General features: G+C 58.9%; 15 protein-coding genes. 11 read left to right on the plus strand and 4 right to left on the minus strand.

Going from position 1 to position 13,116, the window contains the following annotated elements; genetic code table 11:
• Positions 1-35 precede the first annotated feature (35 nt).
• Positions 36-470, plus strand: a complete 435-nt coding sequence (locus IG617_RS04180; RefSeq protein ID WP_192107658.1) for a DUF1489 family protein — start codon at positions 36-38, stop codon at positions 468-470.
• A 15-nt stretch (positions 471-485) separates the two neighbouring features.
• Here the strand turns inward: IG617_RS04180 and IG617_RS04185 are convergent, their stop codons facing one another.
• Complete coding sequence (locus IG617_RS04185) at positions 486-1,100, minus strand: TetR/AcrR family transcriptional regulator (RefSeq protein ID WP_192107660.1); 615 nt, start codon at positions 1,098-1,100, stop codon at positions 486-488.
• Positions 1,101-1,179: 79 nt separating this feature from the next.
• Between IG617_RS04185 and IG617_RS04190 the strand changes: the two genes are divergently transcribed.
• The 3 genes from IG617_RS04190 to IG617_RS04200 all read left to right on the plus strand — a co-directional run bounded on the left by IG617_RS04190 (position 1,180) and on the right by IG617_RS04200 (position 3,370).
• Positions 1,180-1,815: a DUF2306 domain-containing protein gene (locus tag IG617_RS04190; RefSeq protein ID WP_209008263.1), complete on the plus strand. Its 636-nt coding sequence runs from the start codon at positions 1,180-1,182 to the stop codon at positions 1,813-1,815.
• A gap of 84 nt (positions 1,816-1,899) precedes the next feature.
• The gene (locus tag IG617_RS04195) at positions 1,900-2,664 is read left to right on the plus strand and encodes a vWA domain-containing protein (protein WP_192107662.1); all 765 of its coding nucleotides are present in this window, start codon (positions 1,900-1,902) and stop codon (positions 2,662-2,664) included.
• A 4-nt stretch (positions 2,665-2,668) separates the two neighbouring features.
• Positions 2,669-3,370, plus strand: a complete 702-nt coding sequence (locus IG617_RS04200) for a DnaJ domain-containing protein (protein ID WP_192107664.1) — start codon at positions 2,669-2,671, stop codon at positions 3,368-3,370.
• A gap of 17 nt (positions 3,371-3,387) precedes the next feature.
• Here IG617_RS04200 and IG617_RS04205 read toward each other — a convergent pair whose 3' ends face one another.
• Positions 3,388-4,815 (minus strand): serine hydrolase, encoded by a 1,428-nt coding sequence (locus tag IG617_RS04205; RefSeq protein WP_254170459.1) that lies wholly within the window; start codon positions 4,813-4,815, stop codon positions 3,388-3,390.
• A gap of 627 nt (positions 4,816-5,442) precedes the next feature.
• On the opposite strand from IG617_RS04205, the gene IG617_RS04210 reads away from it, so the two are divergent.
• The 3 genes from IG617_RS04210 (at position 5,443) to clpA (ending at position 8,960) form a co-directional block, all read left to right on the plus strand.
• On the plus strand, positions 5,443-5,775 hold the full coding sequence (locus IG617_RS04210; protein WP_192107665.1) for a phasin family protein: 333 nt from the start codon (positions 5,443-5,445) through the stop codon (positions 5,773-5,775).
• 383 nt (positions 5,776-6,158) lie between these two features.
• The gene (gene clpS, locus IG617_RS04215) at positions 6,159-6,491 is read left to right on the plus strand and encodes an ATP-dependent Clp protease adapter ClpS (RefSeq protein WP_192107666.1); all 333 of its coding nucleotides are present in this window, start codon (positions 6,159-6,161) and stop codon (positions 6,489-6,491) included.
• Between the two features lie 12 nt (positions 6,492-6,503).
• Positions 6,504-8,960: an ATP-dependent Clp protease ATP-binding subunit ClpA gene (gene clpA / locus IG617_RS04220; RefSeq protein WP_192107667.1), complete on the plus strand. Its 2,457-nt coding sequence runs from the start codon at positions 6,504-6,506 to the stop codon at positions 8,958-8,960.
• A gap of 65 nt (positions 8,961-9,025) precedes the next feature.
• Here the strand turns inward: clpA and IG617_RS04225 are convergent, their stop codons facing one another.
• Positions 9,026-9,916: a LysR substrate-binding domain-containing protein gene (locus IG617_RS04225; protein ID WP_192107668.1), complete on the minus strand. Its 891-nt coding sequence runs from the start codon at positions 9,914-9,916 to the stop codon at positions 9,026-9,028.
• Positions 9,917-10,043: 127 nt separating this feature from the next.
• Between IG617_RS04225 and IG617_RS04230 the strand changes: the two genes are divergently transcribed.
• The 4 genes from IG617_RS04230 to IG617_RS04245 all read left to right on the plus strand — a co-directional run bounded on the left by IG617_RS04230 (position 10,044) and on the right by IG617_RS04245 (position 12,652).
• Positions 10,044-10,748, plus strand: a complete 705-nt coding sequence (locus tag IG617_RS04230; protein ID WP_192107670.1) for an SDR family oxidoreductase — start codon at positions 10,044-10,046, stop codon at positions 10,746-10,748.
• A 126-nt stretch (positions 10,749-10,874) separates the two neighbouring features.
• Positions 10,875-11,633, plus strand: a complete 759-nt coding sequence (locus IG617_RS04235; RefSeq protein WP_192107672.1) for an AzlC family ABC transporter permease — start codon at positions 10,875-10,877, stop codon at positions 11,631-11,633.
• The gene (locus IG617_RS04240) at positions 11,630-11,974 is read left to right on the plus strand and encodes an AzlD domain-containing protein (protein ID WP_420826138.1); all 345 of its coding nucleotides are present in this window, start codon (positions 11,630-11,632) and stop codon (positions 11,972-11,974) included. The genes IG617_RS04235 and IG617_RS04240 overlap by 4 nt, the downstream gene beginning before the upstream one ends.
• 33 nt (positions 11,975-12,007) lie before the next feature.
• Complete coding sequence (locus IG617_RS04245; RefSeq protein WP_192107674.1) at positions 12,008-12,652, plus strand: glutathione S-transferase family protein; 645 nt, start codon at positions 12,008-12,010, stop codon at positions 12,650-12,652.
• Positions 12,653-12,676: 24 nt separating this feature from the next.
• Here the strand turns inward: IG617_RS04245 and IG617_RS04250 are convergent, their stop codons facing one another.
• Positions 12,677-13,105, minus strand: coding sequence for an HIT family protein (locus IG617_RS04250; protein ID WP_192107676.1), 429 nt, complete (start codon positions 13,103-13,105; stop codon positions 12,677-12,679).
• Between the last annotated feature and the right edge of the window lie 11 nt (positions 13,106-13,116).

Raw genomic sequence — 13,116 nt, forward strand, 5'->3', positions numbered from 1 at the left:
GTTGACCTTGCCCCGCAGCTTGCTACGTCAGAAGGATGACCTTGCATCTGTTGAAGCTGTGTGTGGGCGCTGACAGCGTCGAAAGTCTTCAGGCCTGGGTGGATTTCCGCCTGGATCAAAAACGGATGGCCGGCGAGCCGCTGGAGCAGCTGCACACCACACGAATGGTGCCGACCCGGAGGGACGAGCTTCTGGATGGCGGGTCGCTCTACTGGGTGATCAAGGGACGCATCCAGGTGCGCCAGCACCTGATCGACATCCGTCCGTTCAAGGACGAGGCGGGGATCAAACGCTGCGACCTTGTTCTGGAACCGCGTTTGATCCTGACCCAGTATCAGCCAAAGCGGCCGTTTCAGGGCTGGCGCTATCTGAAGGCGGAGGATGCGCCTGCCGACATTCGCGGTGTCGCCGCGTCTGCCGAGATGCCCGATGGCATGCGCCAGGAACTTTCCGAGCTCTGCCTGATCTAGGCGCGCTTGAGGCGGTCAGGTCCGGTTGCGGAAATCCAGATGTCTGAGGAGATCCGGCAAAAGGGGCAGGGCCGTGCCGATGTGTTTGGGACGCTTCTTGTTGACCATCGCCAGATGGGTGTAGCCGTGCACCAGAGACCAGACGAGGAGTTCGATCTCTTCGGGATCGGTGCCAGCCTCCACGAACGGGGCGCAGGTCTCGCTCAGGATCTGATAGGCCCTTGAGGAAACGGTGTCGAAATCCTGGTTCTGCGGGTCCATGTCTTGACCGGAAAACATGAACAGGAACAGCTCGCGATGTCCGACGGCAAAGTCCAGGTAGCCTTCGCAGATCGCCAGCAACTGGTCTCGTGGGCCTTGTCCCGCTTCCTGACGTTTCGCGTCCATGGACTCTGAGAAAAGCTCGAAGCCGCGCGCCGAGATGGCCGTGTAAAGGCCGGTCAAGTTCTTGAAATGATAGGCGGGAGCGGCATGTGAAACGCCGGCCCTTGCCGCACATTCGCGCAGGCTCAGCCCCTCGATACCCTTGTCTCGCAGAATGGAAATACCGGCTTCAACGAGGTCTTTGCGCAGCGAGCCGTCCCGGCGCCTGGGAGATGTCGCGCCGGAGGATGTCTTGGAATCGGTCATGACGAAGAGTCTACAATCCAACTTGACAGTGTCAAACATCCCCTTATCTTGACACTGTCAAGTTAAGGGGAGTAGGCGCATGTCCATAGGTTCTCGATCATTCATGGTTCTTGCCTGGATTGCGGCAGTTCTCTGCGTTCTTGTGGCCTTGGCCTCCTACCGGTTTGTGCCGCTTGGTGTGCAGGCCTCGATGGATTTTCTGGCCCATCACTTGCCTGACAATCGCTGGTTTCTCTACGCCCATATCGCCGTGGCGCCGCTGGCGCTCGCGCTCTTGCCGGTTCAGCTGAATGGCCGGTTGCGAAAGCGCTATCCAAAGCTGCACCGATGGGCGGGGCGCTTCTATGTCCTTCTGATTACGCTCTCTGGCGTTGCGGCCCTGCAATTGGCGGCCACAACGCAAGCGGGGCCAGTCGCGGCTGCGGGATTCGCGCTTCTGGGTGTCATCTGGCTGATCGTCACCGGGCTTGGGTTCTTGACCGGCTGGAAACGTGATTTCGTCCAGCACCGGCGTTGGATGATCCGCTCTGCTGCGCTGACCTTCGCTGCCGTGACCTTGCGGGTCTATCTGCCGTTGTCCATGGTCTTTGGTCTTCCGTTCGATCCGGCTTACACAGCGATTGCCTGGCTATGCTGGGTTCCCAATCTGATCGCAGCGGAGATCTATCTGCGCGGTGGCAGCAGGATGAACCAGCGCGTTACGCCGGTCGCCTGACGCCTGGACCGGAATGCGGCTTGCCAAGCAGCACCTTTCGACCCAAGTTTGAGGGACGACAGGATGCTTCGGCAGGAGAGCTAGATGGCAGGGCGAACGCCCACGACAGACCGCAGGAAACAGGGATCTCACCTTGAGACTCCCCGAACGGATGCAGCGGTGACGCCGGTTTCGGGCGCTTCCGAGGTTGCCGCCTTTCTGGAACAGGCAAAATCCCTGGAATCTGCCGCGAAACGCACTCAAACCAGCGGCCGGCTGATCTTTGCGCTTGATGCGACGATGAGCCGTCAACCGACCTGGGATCAGGCCTGTCACATCCAGGCGGAGATGTTCCGCGAGGCTGACAAGATCGCCGGGCTGGAAATCAAGCTTGTCTATTTTCGCGGTTTTGGCGAATGCAAATCCTCGAGATGGTTCAGCCATGGCGACGAAATGGCGAAGGCCATGTCGCGGATCGTCTGCCAGGGTGGGCGGACACAGATCCGAAAGGTGCTGGCGTCTGGCCTCAAGGAGGCCCGTGCGGAGAAGGTCTCGGCGATTGTCTACGTCGGCGACTGCATGGAAGAGGATGTGGACCAGCTCTGTGCAAGGGCTGGTGAACTCGGGCTTCTCGGCGTACCGATGTTCCTGTTTCAGGAGGGACGCGACCCGGTGGCCGAACAGGCCTTTCGCGAGATCGCGAGGCTGACCAACGGTGCCTATGGGTCGTTCGACGCCGGGGCGGCTAGGCAGCTTGCAGAGCTCCTGAAGGCTGTTGCGGTCTATGCATCGGGTGGTCGAGACGCGCTGGTGGCGCTGGAAAAACGCGGCGACGCAGGTGCGCGGTTGCTGATCGAACAAATGAAGTAGGTGGATGATTTATCTGATTTTGGGCCTGGCCGTGCTCGCGTTTTTTCTTCTGGCCGGCAACGGGTTCGTACGGGCCAATCCCGCCGATCTTGCACGCCAGCTGAAGACGGCTGGCGGAATTGGCCTTCTTCTTCTGGCCGCTCTGTTGGCGGTGACGGGCCGTTTCGGCTTTGCCATTGGCGCTGCCGGATTCGGTCTCACGTTGCTGGGAATGCGAAATTCACCGGGAGGACGAGGCGGCGGCCGGCCAAGCGGCGGCCAGATCTCCAAGGTGAGGGCCGCCATGGTCGAGATGGAACTTGACCATGACAGCGGCGCCATGCGCGGGATCATTCTTGCCGGTCAATTCGACGGGCACAGTCTTGATGATCTTAGCGACGAAGATCTCAAGACCTTCTGGGAGGAAACGGCGGCCGATGGCCAGAGCCGCTCCCTAGTCGAAGCTTACCTCGACCGCAGGCTTTCCAGCTGGCGAGAAGACTTCCAGGCGGATGGAACAGAGCGGCAGGGACGCGCGACGAGCTCGGGCGCCATGACAGATCAGGAGGCCTACGAGGTCCTGGGGCTTTCGCCCGATGCCGGGGACGCGGAAATTAGAGCCGCGCACCGCAGGCTCATGAAGCGCTTGCACCCCGATCATGGGGGCACCGCTTTCCTGGCTGCTAAACTCAACGAGGCTAAGGACAGGCTTCTCAGAAGACATTGAGGATATCCGTTACGCTTTTACTGGTAGATGGCATAGCAGGCGAACTTCGCCTTCTTCAGGGTCTTGCAGGCGCTTAAGGCGGCGGTCTTGGTTTCGAAACCGACGAACCTTGCGCGGTAAAGGGTTTGGCCATTTGCCTCGACCGGTTCCGTGTAAGGCACGCGCTTGCGCAGGGCCTTTCCGGTGCGGGACTTTGCCTTGTTGAGCATCTCGATCGCGCCGGTTTCACTTTCCGCGGCTGCGATCTGCACCTGCCAGCCGGGCGCGCGGTCAGGTGTGTCGCTGGTCGCGACCGTCACCGTGTCTGCGACCTTTTCCGGCATTTGCTGAGGAACTGGGGCCACGTTCACCATGGTCACAACCGGTTGGGCTGTGGCAGGCGCGCGGACCAGATCGCTCGCAGGAGCTTGCTGGGGAACCGGAGCGAGACCAGCAACCGCAAAAGTGCTGGCCATACGGCTCTTCACCATTTTCGGCGGGACAGGAATGGTGCCGGTCACCAGGTGTGTCGGATCATTCTTGGGCTCGTCCGGCTTGGCGAGTGCCAGAACCACGGGCGCACCGGTCGCTGCAGGAGCCTGGCTGCCAGGCTTCAAGGCTGGAAGCGGTGCGGCCTTGAGATCAGCGGCGCGGAAGGCTGGCACGATGCCGCGGGACACCAGGGCAGGGGCCGTCTTCGGACCACGGCTGGCCTTCTTGAGGTAGCGGTTGATCAGCTTGACCATCTGCGCGTCGCGGGAGCGGCCAGTCTTGCCACCCATGACGACGGCGACGATATGACGGCCGTCACGTTTCACTGACGCGGTCAGATTGAAGCCGGATGCGCGGGTGTAGCCGGTCTTGATGCCGTCAACGCCCTTGATGCGGCCGAGCAGCTTGTTGTGATTGCCGTAGCGGCGGCCCTTGTAGGTGAAAGACCGTGTCTCAAAGTAGCTGTAGTACTTGGGAAAGCGTTCCTCGATGGCCCGTCCCAGCGTCGCCATGTCACGTGCGGTGGTGCGCTGCTTGGAATTTGGAAGGCCGTGAGGGTTGCGGAACGTGGTCTTGGACATGCCGAGCTGGCGTGCCGTCCGGGTCATGCGCTCCGCGAAGTTGCGCTCGGAGCCGCTGATGTTCTCGGCAATGACCGTCGACGCGTCATTTGCCGATTTTGTCACCAGCCCGAGAATGGCGTCCTTAACCTTGATCGTGGAACCGGCTTTCAGGCCCAGTTTCGTTGGCGGGCGACCTGCTGCGTATTTCGAAACCTTGAGCTTCGAGTTCAGCGAGTAGCGTCCTGCTTCCATCTCTTCAAAGAGAACATAGAGCGTCATGATCTTGGTGAGGGACGCTGGATAGCGGTAGGCATCGGCAGAAGACGAATAGAGCGTCTTGCCGGTTTTCGCGTCGACGACGATGCCGGCGTATTTCGAGTTCGCCGCGGCTGGCACGGCCATCGCGGCCATCAGCCCGGCGGTTGCCACAGCCCTGAACCAGGGAGCTCGATTTCGTACGGCGCGGAGGAGACGCATACCAAACACAGTTACTAATCCCATTTTGGGTCACGCTATTTGCGGCAACCGATCCAGAGGTTAGCCTGACTGTCAGAGCGAAACCCGTTCGATTGCCGATGATTTGATGATCAATCTGATGGAAACGCGGTTACGAATGAGTAAATGAAACTGCTCCAAAGCCCAAAAAAGATTAGCTTAAAATTAGTATTAATGAACAGTAAACGATATCGAAAGTGCATTTTTGTGCACTCATTAAATACATTCCATGTCTAGTTTTTCGTATTCATTGATTTATTTGATTACTTGTTTGTTAAATGAGCGCCGTCGCGAGTAGACGGTTCCAACGAAAATTGTCATATTTCTGTCTTTTCTTTCTTTTGCTATAGGTGGTGTGCCCTAAGTGTCTGCATCCTATGCGTGATATTGAAAAATATATTGCATTGCAAAAAAATATTGACATCCATTGTGCGGTGCGAGATATTCCTCCCGTTAGGTCAACTCTTGATGCGATCGACCGCGGTGGCCTGATGCGGCGCATATATGTGGGCACTGCAAGGTCGACAGAATGAGGGCAGGAAAATGATGAACAATTTCGAAGATATGCAGAAGCTCGGCAAAGAAAACATGGATATCGCCATGGAAAGCCTCGGCTCTGTTTCCAAGAGCATGCAGGCGATTGCCGCTGAAGTTGCCGATTATCAGAAGAAGTCTTTCGAAGAAGGCTCTGCAGCTGTGGAAAAAGTTGCAGCTTCCAAGTCCCTGGACAAGGCGTTCGAGGCCCAGTCCGAGTACTTCAAGACCGCTTATGAAGGCTTCGTCGGCGAAATGACAAAGCTCGGTGAAATGTACACCGACATGTCCAAGGACGTTTACAAGCCTTTCGAAGGCGTCATGGGCAAAATGTCCAAGTAAGCGACCTTACCTGTTTGCCAGGTAACCCTGGCGACAATGACTTTTAAGAAACCCGGCTTGAAAGAGCCGGGTTTTCTTTTTTGTTTTCAGGTTTTTGCCGTGCGCCGCCGAAGCAGGACTGGCGCTCTTTAAATTCAATTTTTGAGACCTACATCCTTAAACGAAGGCGGGCCACCAAGGCTGCGCTCACTTTTGTGTCTGTTTGTGTCTTGGTTCGCGCAAGGTCGCAAATGTATGTTTCCGGCTTACTTTCGCAACTGCCGTTAAGGTCCGATTTGGCTTTGAGTCAAAAATCAGATCTGCCGTTGGTTGAGGCTTTTACTCAGCGGCTGCGATTGGTAAGCTGGAGTTGACTGACTGATTTGAGGACGATGAGCTTGAAAATGGCTGGCGGGGCTGACTTTGACGATGGCGATGGCGACACGGGAACGGTCGTTGTCACCAGGACCAAGACGGTTACCAAGCGCCCGAGTCTGTATCGGGTGCTGATCCTCAATGACGACTATACGCCCATGGAGTTCGTGATTCATGTCGTGGAAAGTTTCTTCCAGAAGAATAGGGAAGAGGCGACCCGGATCATGCTCCATGTTCACCATCACGGCGTTGGGGAATGCGGGATTTATTCCTACGAGGTCGCTGAGACAAAAGTGACGCAAGTCATGGATTTCGCCCGTAAGCACCAGCATCCGCTGCAGTGCGTTATGGAGAAGAAGTGAAGGATATCACACGTGCCGTCATTTTCTCGTAGTCTCGAAAAAGCACTCCACCAGGCGCTGGCTTTTGCCAATGAGCGCCAGCAGGAGTATGCGACCCTCGAACATTTGCTGTTGGCCCTTCTGGATGATCAGGATGCGGCGGCGGTGATGCGAGCGTGCAACGTGGACATGGACACGATCCGGCGCAGCCTGGTCGAGTATCTGGAAACCGAGCTCGACAACCTGGTGACCGAAAGCGACGAGGATTCGAAGCCGACCGCCGGGTTCCAGAGGGTGATTCAACGCGCCGTCATTCACGTGCAGTCCTCCGGTCGCGAAGAAGTGACCGGCGCCAATGTGCTCGTCGCGATCTTTGCGGAGCGGGAAAGCCACGCGGCCTACTTCCTGCAGGATCAGGACATGACCCGCTACGACGCGGTCAATTACATTTCCCACGGGATTGCAAAGCGCCCGGGCCTGTCCGAAACCCGGCCGATGGACGCCTCCGAAGAGGAGGAAGAAACCATCCAGGGCGGAGAAGGCTCCGAAGGTAAGTCCAAGGCCAAGTCGGACGCGCTGGAAGCCTATTGCATCAACCTGAATGAGAAGGCGGAGAAGGGCAAGATTGACCCGTTGATCGGTCGTGACAGCGAGATTTCGCGCACGATCCAGATCCTGTGCCGCCGCTCGAAGAACAATCCGCTGTTCGTCGGCGACCCGGGCGTTGGCAAGACCGCCATCGCCGAGGGCCTGGCCTATCGGATCGTCAATGGCGACGTTCCCGAGGTTCTGAAAGAAGCGACCATCTTCTCTCTCGACATGGGGGCGCTTCTCGCTGGAACTCGCTACCGCGGCGATTTTGAAGAGCGCCTCAAGCAGGTGATGAAGGAAATCGAGGAATTTCCCGGTGCGGTGATGTTCATCGACGAGATCCACACCATCATCGGTGCCGGTGCGACCTCCGGTGGTGCGATGGATGCATCGAACCTCCTGAAGCCTGCCTTGGCGTCCGGAGCGATCCGCTGCATCGGCTCGACGACCTACAAGGAATACCGGCAGTTCTTCGAGAAGGACCGCGCGCTCGTCCGTCGCTTTCAGAAGATCGATGTGAACGAGCCGTCGATCCCGGATGCAATCGATATCCTCAAGGGCCTGAAGCCGTATTTCGAAGACTTCCACAAGGTGCGCTTCACCCACGACGCGATCCGGACCGCGGTGGAACTGTCGGCGAAATACATCGCTGACCGGAAGCTGCCGGACAAGGCGATCGATGTGCTCGATGAGACGGGCGCCTCGCAGATGCTGTTGCCGGAGACACGCCGCCGCAAGACCATCGGCGTCAAGGAAATCGAGAACACCATCGCGACGATGGCCCGGATTCCGCCGAAGACCGTATCTAAGGACGATGCCGAAGTGCTCTCCGGCCTTGGCACCGATCTGAAACGGGTTGTCTACGGCCAGGATAGTGCCATCGAGACGCTGGCATCGGCGATCAAGCTGGCCCGTGCGGGTCTGCGCGAGCCGGACAAGCCGATCGGCAGCTATCTGTTCTCCGGTCCGACCGGTGTGGGCAAGACCGAGGTTGCGCGCCAGTTGGCGTCGTCGCTCGGCGTGGAGCTCATTCGTTTCGACATGTCCGAGTACATGGAGCGGCACACCGTGTCGCGTCTGATCGGCGCGCCTCCAGGCTATGTCGGTTTCGACCAGGGTGGTCTACTGACCGATGGTGTCGACCAGCACCCTCATTGTGTGCTGCTTCTGGATGAGATCGAGAAGGCGCATCCGGATCTGTTCAACATCCTCCTGCAGGTGATGGACCACGGCAAGCTGACCGATCACAACGGCAAGCAGGTCGATTTCCGCAATGTGATCCTGATCATGACCACCAATGCGGGCGCGGCGGATATGGCCAAGTCGCCGGTCGGCTTCAACCGCCTGAAGCGCGAAGGTGACGACGCAGAGGCGATCAACAAGCTGTTCACGCCGGAGTTCCGCAACCGTCTGGACGCGGTCATTCCTTTCGGAAATCTGCCGAAGGAAGTCGTCTACAAGGTCGTGGAAAAATTCGTCATGCAGCTGGAAGTCCAGCTGGCCGACCGCGGTGTGACCTTCGAACTGACCGAAGGCGCGACCGAATGGCTGGCAGAAAAGGGCTACGACGATGCGATGGGTGCAAGGCCGCTTGGCCGGGTGATCCAGGAGCACATCAAACGGCCGTTGGCCGACGAGGTGCTGTTCGGCAAGCTCAAGAAGGGCGGCATGGTCAAGGTCTCCGTCTCGGAGGACAAGGCCGGCCTTCTGCTTGAATCCATCGAGGAGCGGGCTCCGGTGCCGCCAAAAGCGAAAGCCAAGCCTGCGGCCAAGCCAAAGCGCCGCCGCAAGCCGGTCGCGTCCAAGGCGAAGGCCGAGACCAAGTCCGGACCGAAATCGTCTGGTGGCAAGTCCGGGCCAAAGAAGAGCCTGGTGCCGAAAGTGCCGCTGGCCGACTAAGTGCCAAAAGACATATGAGATGCGAAAGGGGCGCCAATTGGCGCCCCTTTTTCTATGCGATCCTTCTATTGGGCGTCGGGAACGCTGTCCTGAAACTGGGTGACGATCCAGTCAATTACGGCCTGGCGGGCCGGTGCATGACGCTGGGCCGCCTGAGGGAAGACCAGATGGTAGCTCTTGTCGCTGGCGGGCAGTGCTTGTGTCATCGGCACGACCACGAGCCGCTTTCTACGGATTTCTTCGGTCACGAGAACCTCGGGCACCAGAGCAATGCCCTGGCCATCCAGGGCCGCGTCGATCGCGAGCCCGGAGTGGTTGAATTTCAAGATCCTGATGCCGTTTGCAATCCGGTTTTCGCCAAGTGCCGCTTCCCATGTGTCATGGCCATCCTGCAGAAGCCGGGTGTCTTTCAAATCCGATAGGTTTTCTATCGGGTCTATTGTTTCGCCATAAGCGGGAGAGCAGACGGCGCACAGGCGCATGGCGCTCAACTGCCGGTGCTGCAGGGCCTTGAATGGGGGAGAGCCGATGCGAATGGCCAGGTCGATGTCGTCAGTCTTGAAATTCGCCAGCCGTTCGGTTGCCACCGTGGCTATTTCGATGTCCGGATGAAGATCCTGAAATCGCGGCAGACGCGGAACTAGCCATTTCGACGCGAGAGACGGCGGCAGGCTGATGGTGATCCGTGGGACGCCCGGTTTCAGGTTTTCTGTGGCCCTATCAATGATCTCAAGTGCTTGCGCGACAGCTGCATGATAGTGCGCGCCGGCATCCGTCAAGCGAAGTCCGCGCGGCAGTCTGTAAAACAGCGGCAGATCAAGTTCTTCTTCAAGGGCGCGAACTTGCTGGGCGACAGCGCCCTGGGTCAGGTTGAGTGCCTCGGCCGCGAGACGAAAGTTCAGGTGCTCTCCGGCGGCGTCAAAGGCCCGCAACTTGTTGAGACTTGGCTTGCTCATGGTTGGTTTTTCATCCGTGTGAAAACGTCTACCCAGTAGTTTTTCTATAGTCTTGCTGCATGAGGGATGATTGGTCAACGCTTTCCGGCAGTTCTAGGTTGAGGTCAGGTTCAACAGGAGAGACGTCATGAGCATTGCAAAGGTTGCACTGATCACTGCTGGCGGCAGTGGCATGGGGGCGGACGCTGCGCGGCAGCTTGCGGAGGAGGGGTTTGCGGTCGGCATCCTGTCCTCCTCGGGCAAGGGCGAGGCGCTTGGCAAAGAGTTTGGTGGCTTCGGGGTTACGGGCTCCAATCTTGACCCGGACGCGCTGCAGAAGCTGGTCGATGGTGCCATGGAGCGCTGGGGCCGGATCGACGTTCTGGTGAATTCTGCCGGCCACGGACCAAAGGGGCCGGTGATGGAGATCTCCGACGAGGACTGGCACATGGGGCTCGAGGTCTATCTGATGAATGTCATTCGTCCGTCGCGGCTTGTGGCGCCGATCATGGCAAAGCAGGGGGGAGGGACGATCCTCAATATTTCCACCTTCGCTGCCTTCGAGCCGGATCCCCTGTTTCCGACCTCGGGTGTCTTTCGTGCAGGGCTTGCCAGTTTCACCAAGCTCTTTGCCGACAAGCATGCGGCCGAGAACGTCCGGATGAACAACATTCTTCCCGGTTTCATCGACAGTCTGCCCGAAACGGAAGACCGCAAGGCGCGGATCCCCATGGGGCGCTATGGCAAGGCGCAGGAAGTGTCGTCGTTGATTGCCTATCTGGCGAGCGAAGGGGCTGGCTATATCACCGGCCAGAATATCCGTGTCGACGGTGGTCTGACCCATTCGGTCTAGGTGCCCGGTGGTCCCAAATCCGAGGCTGGCGAAGCTTGCCTCGGGGAGGCAGGCCATTTGACAGGCTGGGGGTTCCGGGATTAGTAAGGGTTCCTTCCTAATTGCCGACCCCCGAGTCCGCCAGACATGCCAGACCATCAAGAAATCAGCCCGCCAGAGGATCACGATGCACCTGTGTCCGGCCGGATCTGGATGGCGCGGGGCGCTCGGGCTGCGATCTCGATTCCCGCTTTGATTCTGACGGCAGCCTTTGTCGGCTATGCCGGATTGGCGCGTGGAAGCGGTCTGTCCCTGCCTGAAACCCTGATGATGACCGGTCTGGTCTGGGCCTTGCCATCCATCGTGGTCCTGACCGGGGCGATTTCATCGGGCGTTGGTCTGGTGCCTGCGGCGATTGCTGTCGCGCTGGCCTCGGTGCGTTTGATGCCCATGACCATGGCCCTGATCCCCATGGTCAAGGTCGAGGGAAAAACCAAACGCTGGCAGCTGCTTTACATCTCGCATTTCGTGGCCGTGACCGCCTGGGTCTATGGCATGCGCAATCTGCCGGATCTGCCCAGGGAAGGGCGTTTGCCGTTTTTTGCCGGTTTCGGCACTGCGCTCACCAGTTTTGTTTTCTGCATGACCGGTGTTGCCTACCTGATGGTGGAGCGCATGCCGCCGGTGCTGTCCGGTGCGCTGTTTCTTCTGACGCCGATCTATTTCGTCTGTTCGCTCTGGAGCGCGTCGAAACTCTCCGCCGACAAGGCGGCGATGATCATCGGCCTGATCCTGGGGCCGTTCTTTTACCTCTATGCGCCCGGCCTTGACCTTTTGTGGACCGGGCTTGTCGGGGGCACCATCGCCTATCTCATCACGCGCTACATGCGCAGGGGGCTGCTGTGAGCGATCCCTGGTGGTGGACCTATGTGATGATCATCGTTGCGGGCTGGATCGCAACGGACATCTGGCGTTGGATTGGTGTTTTCGCGGGCGGCAAGCTGCGCGAAGACAGCGAGCTGCTGATCTGGGTGCGCGCCGTCGCAACTGCGCTGGTCGCCGGCGTGATCGCAAAACTGATCCTGTTTCCCACGGGGGCACTGGAGGTGACGCCTGTCTGGTTGCGGGTCGTGGCGGCGCTTGGCGGCTTTGCAGTGTTTTTCGCCAGCCGGCAAAAAGTTGTCGTCGGTGTGGTGTCAGGAGAGGTCATTCTGATCACCGGTTGGCTCTTGCTGGAAGCTGTCTGACAGAGCACTGTCGCGGCAACCAGGAGATCGCCCTTGTCAGACACGCTCACATTCTTCCATGCGCCTTTCACCCGCTCGACCGTGATCCGGACGCTGCTTGAAGAACTCGATGCGCCCTATGAACTTCACGCGATCGACCATGATGGCGGGGAGACCCAGAGCGCGGCCTATCTGGACATCAATCCGCTTGGCAAGGTGCCCGCGATTGTCCACCGGGGCCAGCTGATCACCGAACAGGTAGCGCTTTGCATCTATCTTGGCGACCTTTTTCCGCAAGCCGGTCTGACACCGGGGCTCGAAGATCCGCTTCGCGGACCCTACCTGCGATGGCTCGCCTTTGCCGGGTCGAGCTTCGAACCAGCTCTGGTCGACAAGGCAATGAAACGTGAGCCCGCGCCGAGGTCGATGTCGCCCTATGGTCTGCATGACGACATGGTCGAAACCCTTCGCGGGCAGCTCGCCAAGGGCCCCTATATTCGGGGTGAGCGTATGACTGTCGCCGATGTGCTTTGGGGCAAGGCAGTCGGCTGGGCTCTTCAGTTCGAATTGGTGCCAGCGCTTTCCGAGTTTGCAGACTATTCGGCCAGGATGAGTTCGCGGCCGACCTTCACGAAGGTGATGGAGCTGGATGGCGAACTTCAGGCCAAACAAAAGGCGGAGGCCGACACGGCCTCCTGACCTGAAGGGCAGGCCTTGTGGGTCTTAACCCAGTGCCGAGCGGATCTTTTCCGCGTTGGCCGCCAGGACGTCATCGTCGGCCATTTCGCCTGTGTGGGGGCGAAGCGCAACGCCTTCAAAGCGCGGGATCACGTGGACATGGGTGTGGAAGACAACCTGGCCGCCAGCTGGCTCTGAGAACTGCTGGACGGTGGTTCCATCCGCATCAAAGGCCTTGATCACGGCACGGGCCATCTTCTGCGCGGTTGCCATCACCGCATTGAGATCCTCGGTAGCAATGTCCAGGATGTTGCGGGACGGGGCCTTCGGGATCACCAGGACATGCCCGTCGCCGCGGGGCATGATGTCCATGATCACCAGTGTCTTGTCGTCCTCGTAGATCTTGTGGCTGGGAATCTCGCCGCGCATGATCTTGGCGAAAACATTCTGGTCGTCATAGGCGGGCGCGGACATCGGCTTTTCCT

Source organism: Roseibium polysiphoniae (assembly GCF_014842925.1).
Classification (GTDB): Bacteria; Pseudomonadota; Alphaproteobacteria; order Rhizobiales; family Stappiaceae; genus Roseibium; species Roseibium polysiphoniae.

Excerpts from the sequence above, each read along its gene's own strand:
- IG617_RS04200 (WP_192107664.1), top strand. The coding sequence starts at position 2,669 with ATGATTTATCTGATTTTGGGCCTGGCCGTGCTCGCGTTTTTTCTTCTG.
- IG617_RS04230 (WP_192107670.1), top strand. The coding sequence starts at position 10,044 with ATGAGCATTGCAAAGGTTGCACTGATCACTGCTGGCGGCAGTGGCATG.
- IG617_RS04185 (WP_192107660.1), bottom strand. The coding sequence starts at position 1,100 with ATGACCGATTCCAAGACATCCTCCGGCGCGACATCTCCCAGGCGCCGG.
- IG617_RS04250 (WP_192107676.1), bottom strand. The coding sequence starts at position 13,105 with ATGTCCGCGCCCGCCTATGACGACCAGAATGTTTTCGCCAAGATCATG.
- IG617_RS04195 (WP_192107662.1), top strand. The coding sequence starts at position 1,900 with ATGGCAGGGCGAACGCCCACGACAGACCGCAGGAAACAGGGATCTCAC.
- IG617_RS04205 (WP_254170459.1), bottom strand. The coding sequence starts at position 4,815 with ATGGCCGCGATGGCCGTGCCAGCCGCGGCGAACTCGAAATACGCCGGC.
- IG617_RS04225 (WP_192107668.1), bottom strand. The coding sequence starts at position 9,916 with ATGAGCAAGCCAAGTCTCAACAAGTTGCGGGCCTTTGACGCCGCCGGA.
- IG617_RS04190 (WP_209008263.1), top strand. The coding sequence starts at position 1,180 with ATGTCCATAGGTTCTCGATCATTCATGGTTCTTGCCTGGATTGCGGCA.
- IG617_RS04235 (WP_192107672.1), top strand. The coding sequence starts at position 10,875 with ATGCCAGACCATCAAGAAATCAGCCCGCCAGAGGATCACGATGCACCT.
- IG617_RS04180 (WP_192107658.1), top strand. The coding sequence starts at position 36 with ATGACCTTGCATCTGTTGAAGCTGTGTGTGGGCGCTGACAGCGTCGAA.
- IG617_RS04210 (WP_192107665.1), top strand. The coding sequence starts at position 5,443 with ATGATGAACAATTTCGAAGATATGCAGAAGCTCGGCAAAGAAAACATG.
- clpS (WP_192107666.1), top strand. The coding sequence starts at position 6,159 with ATGGCTGGCGGGGCTGACTTTGACGATGGCGATGGCGACACGGGAACG.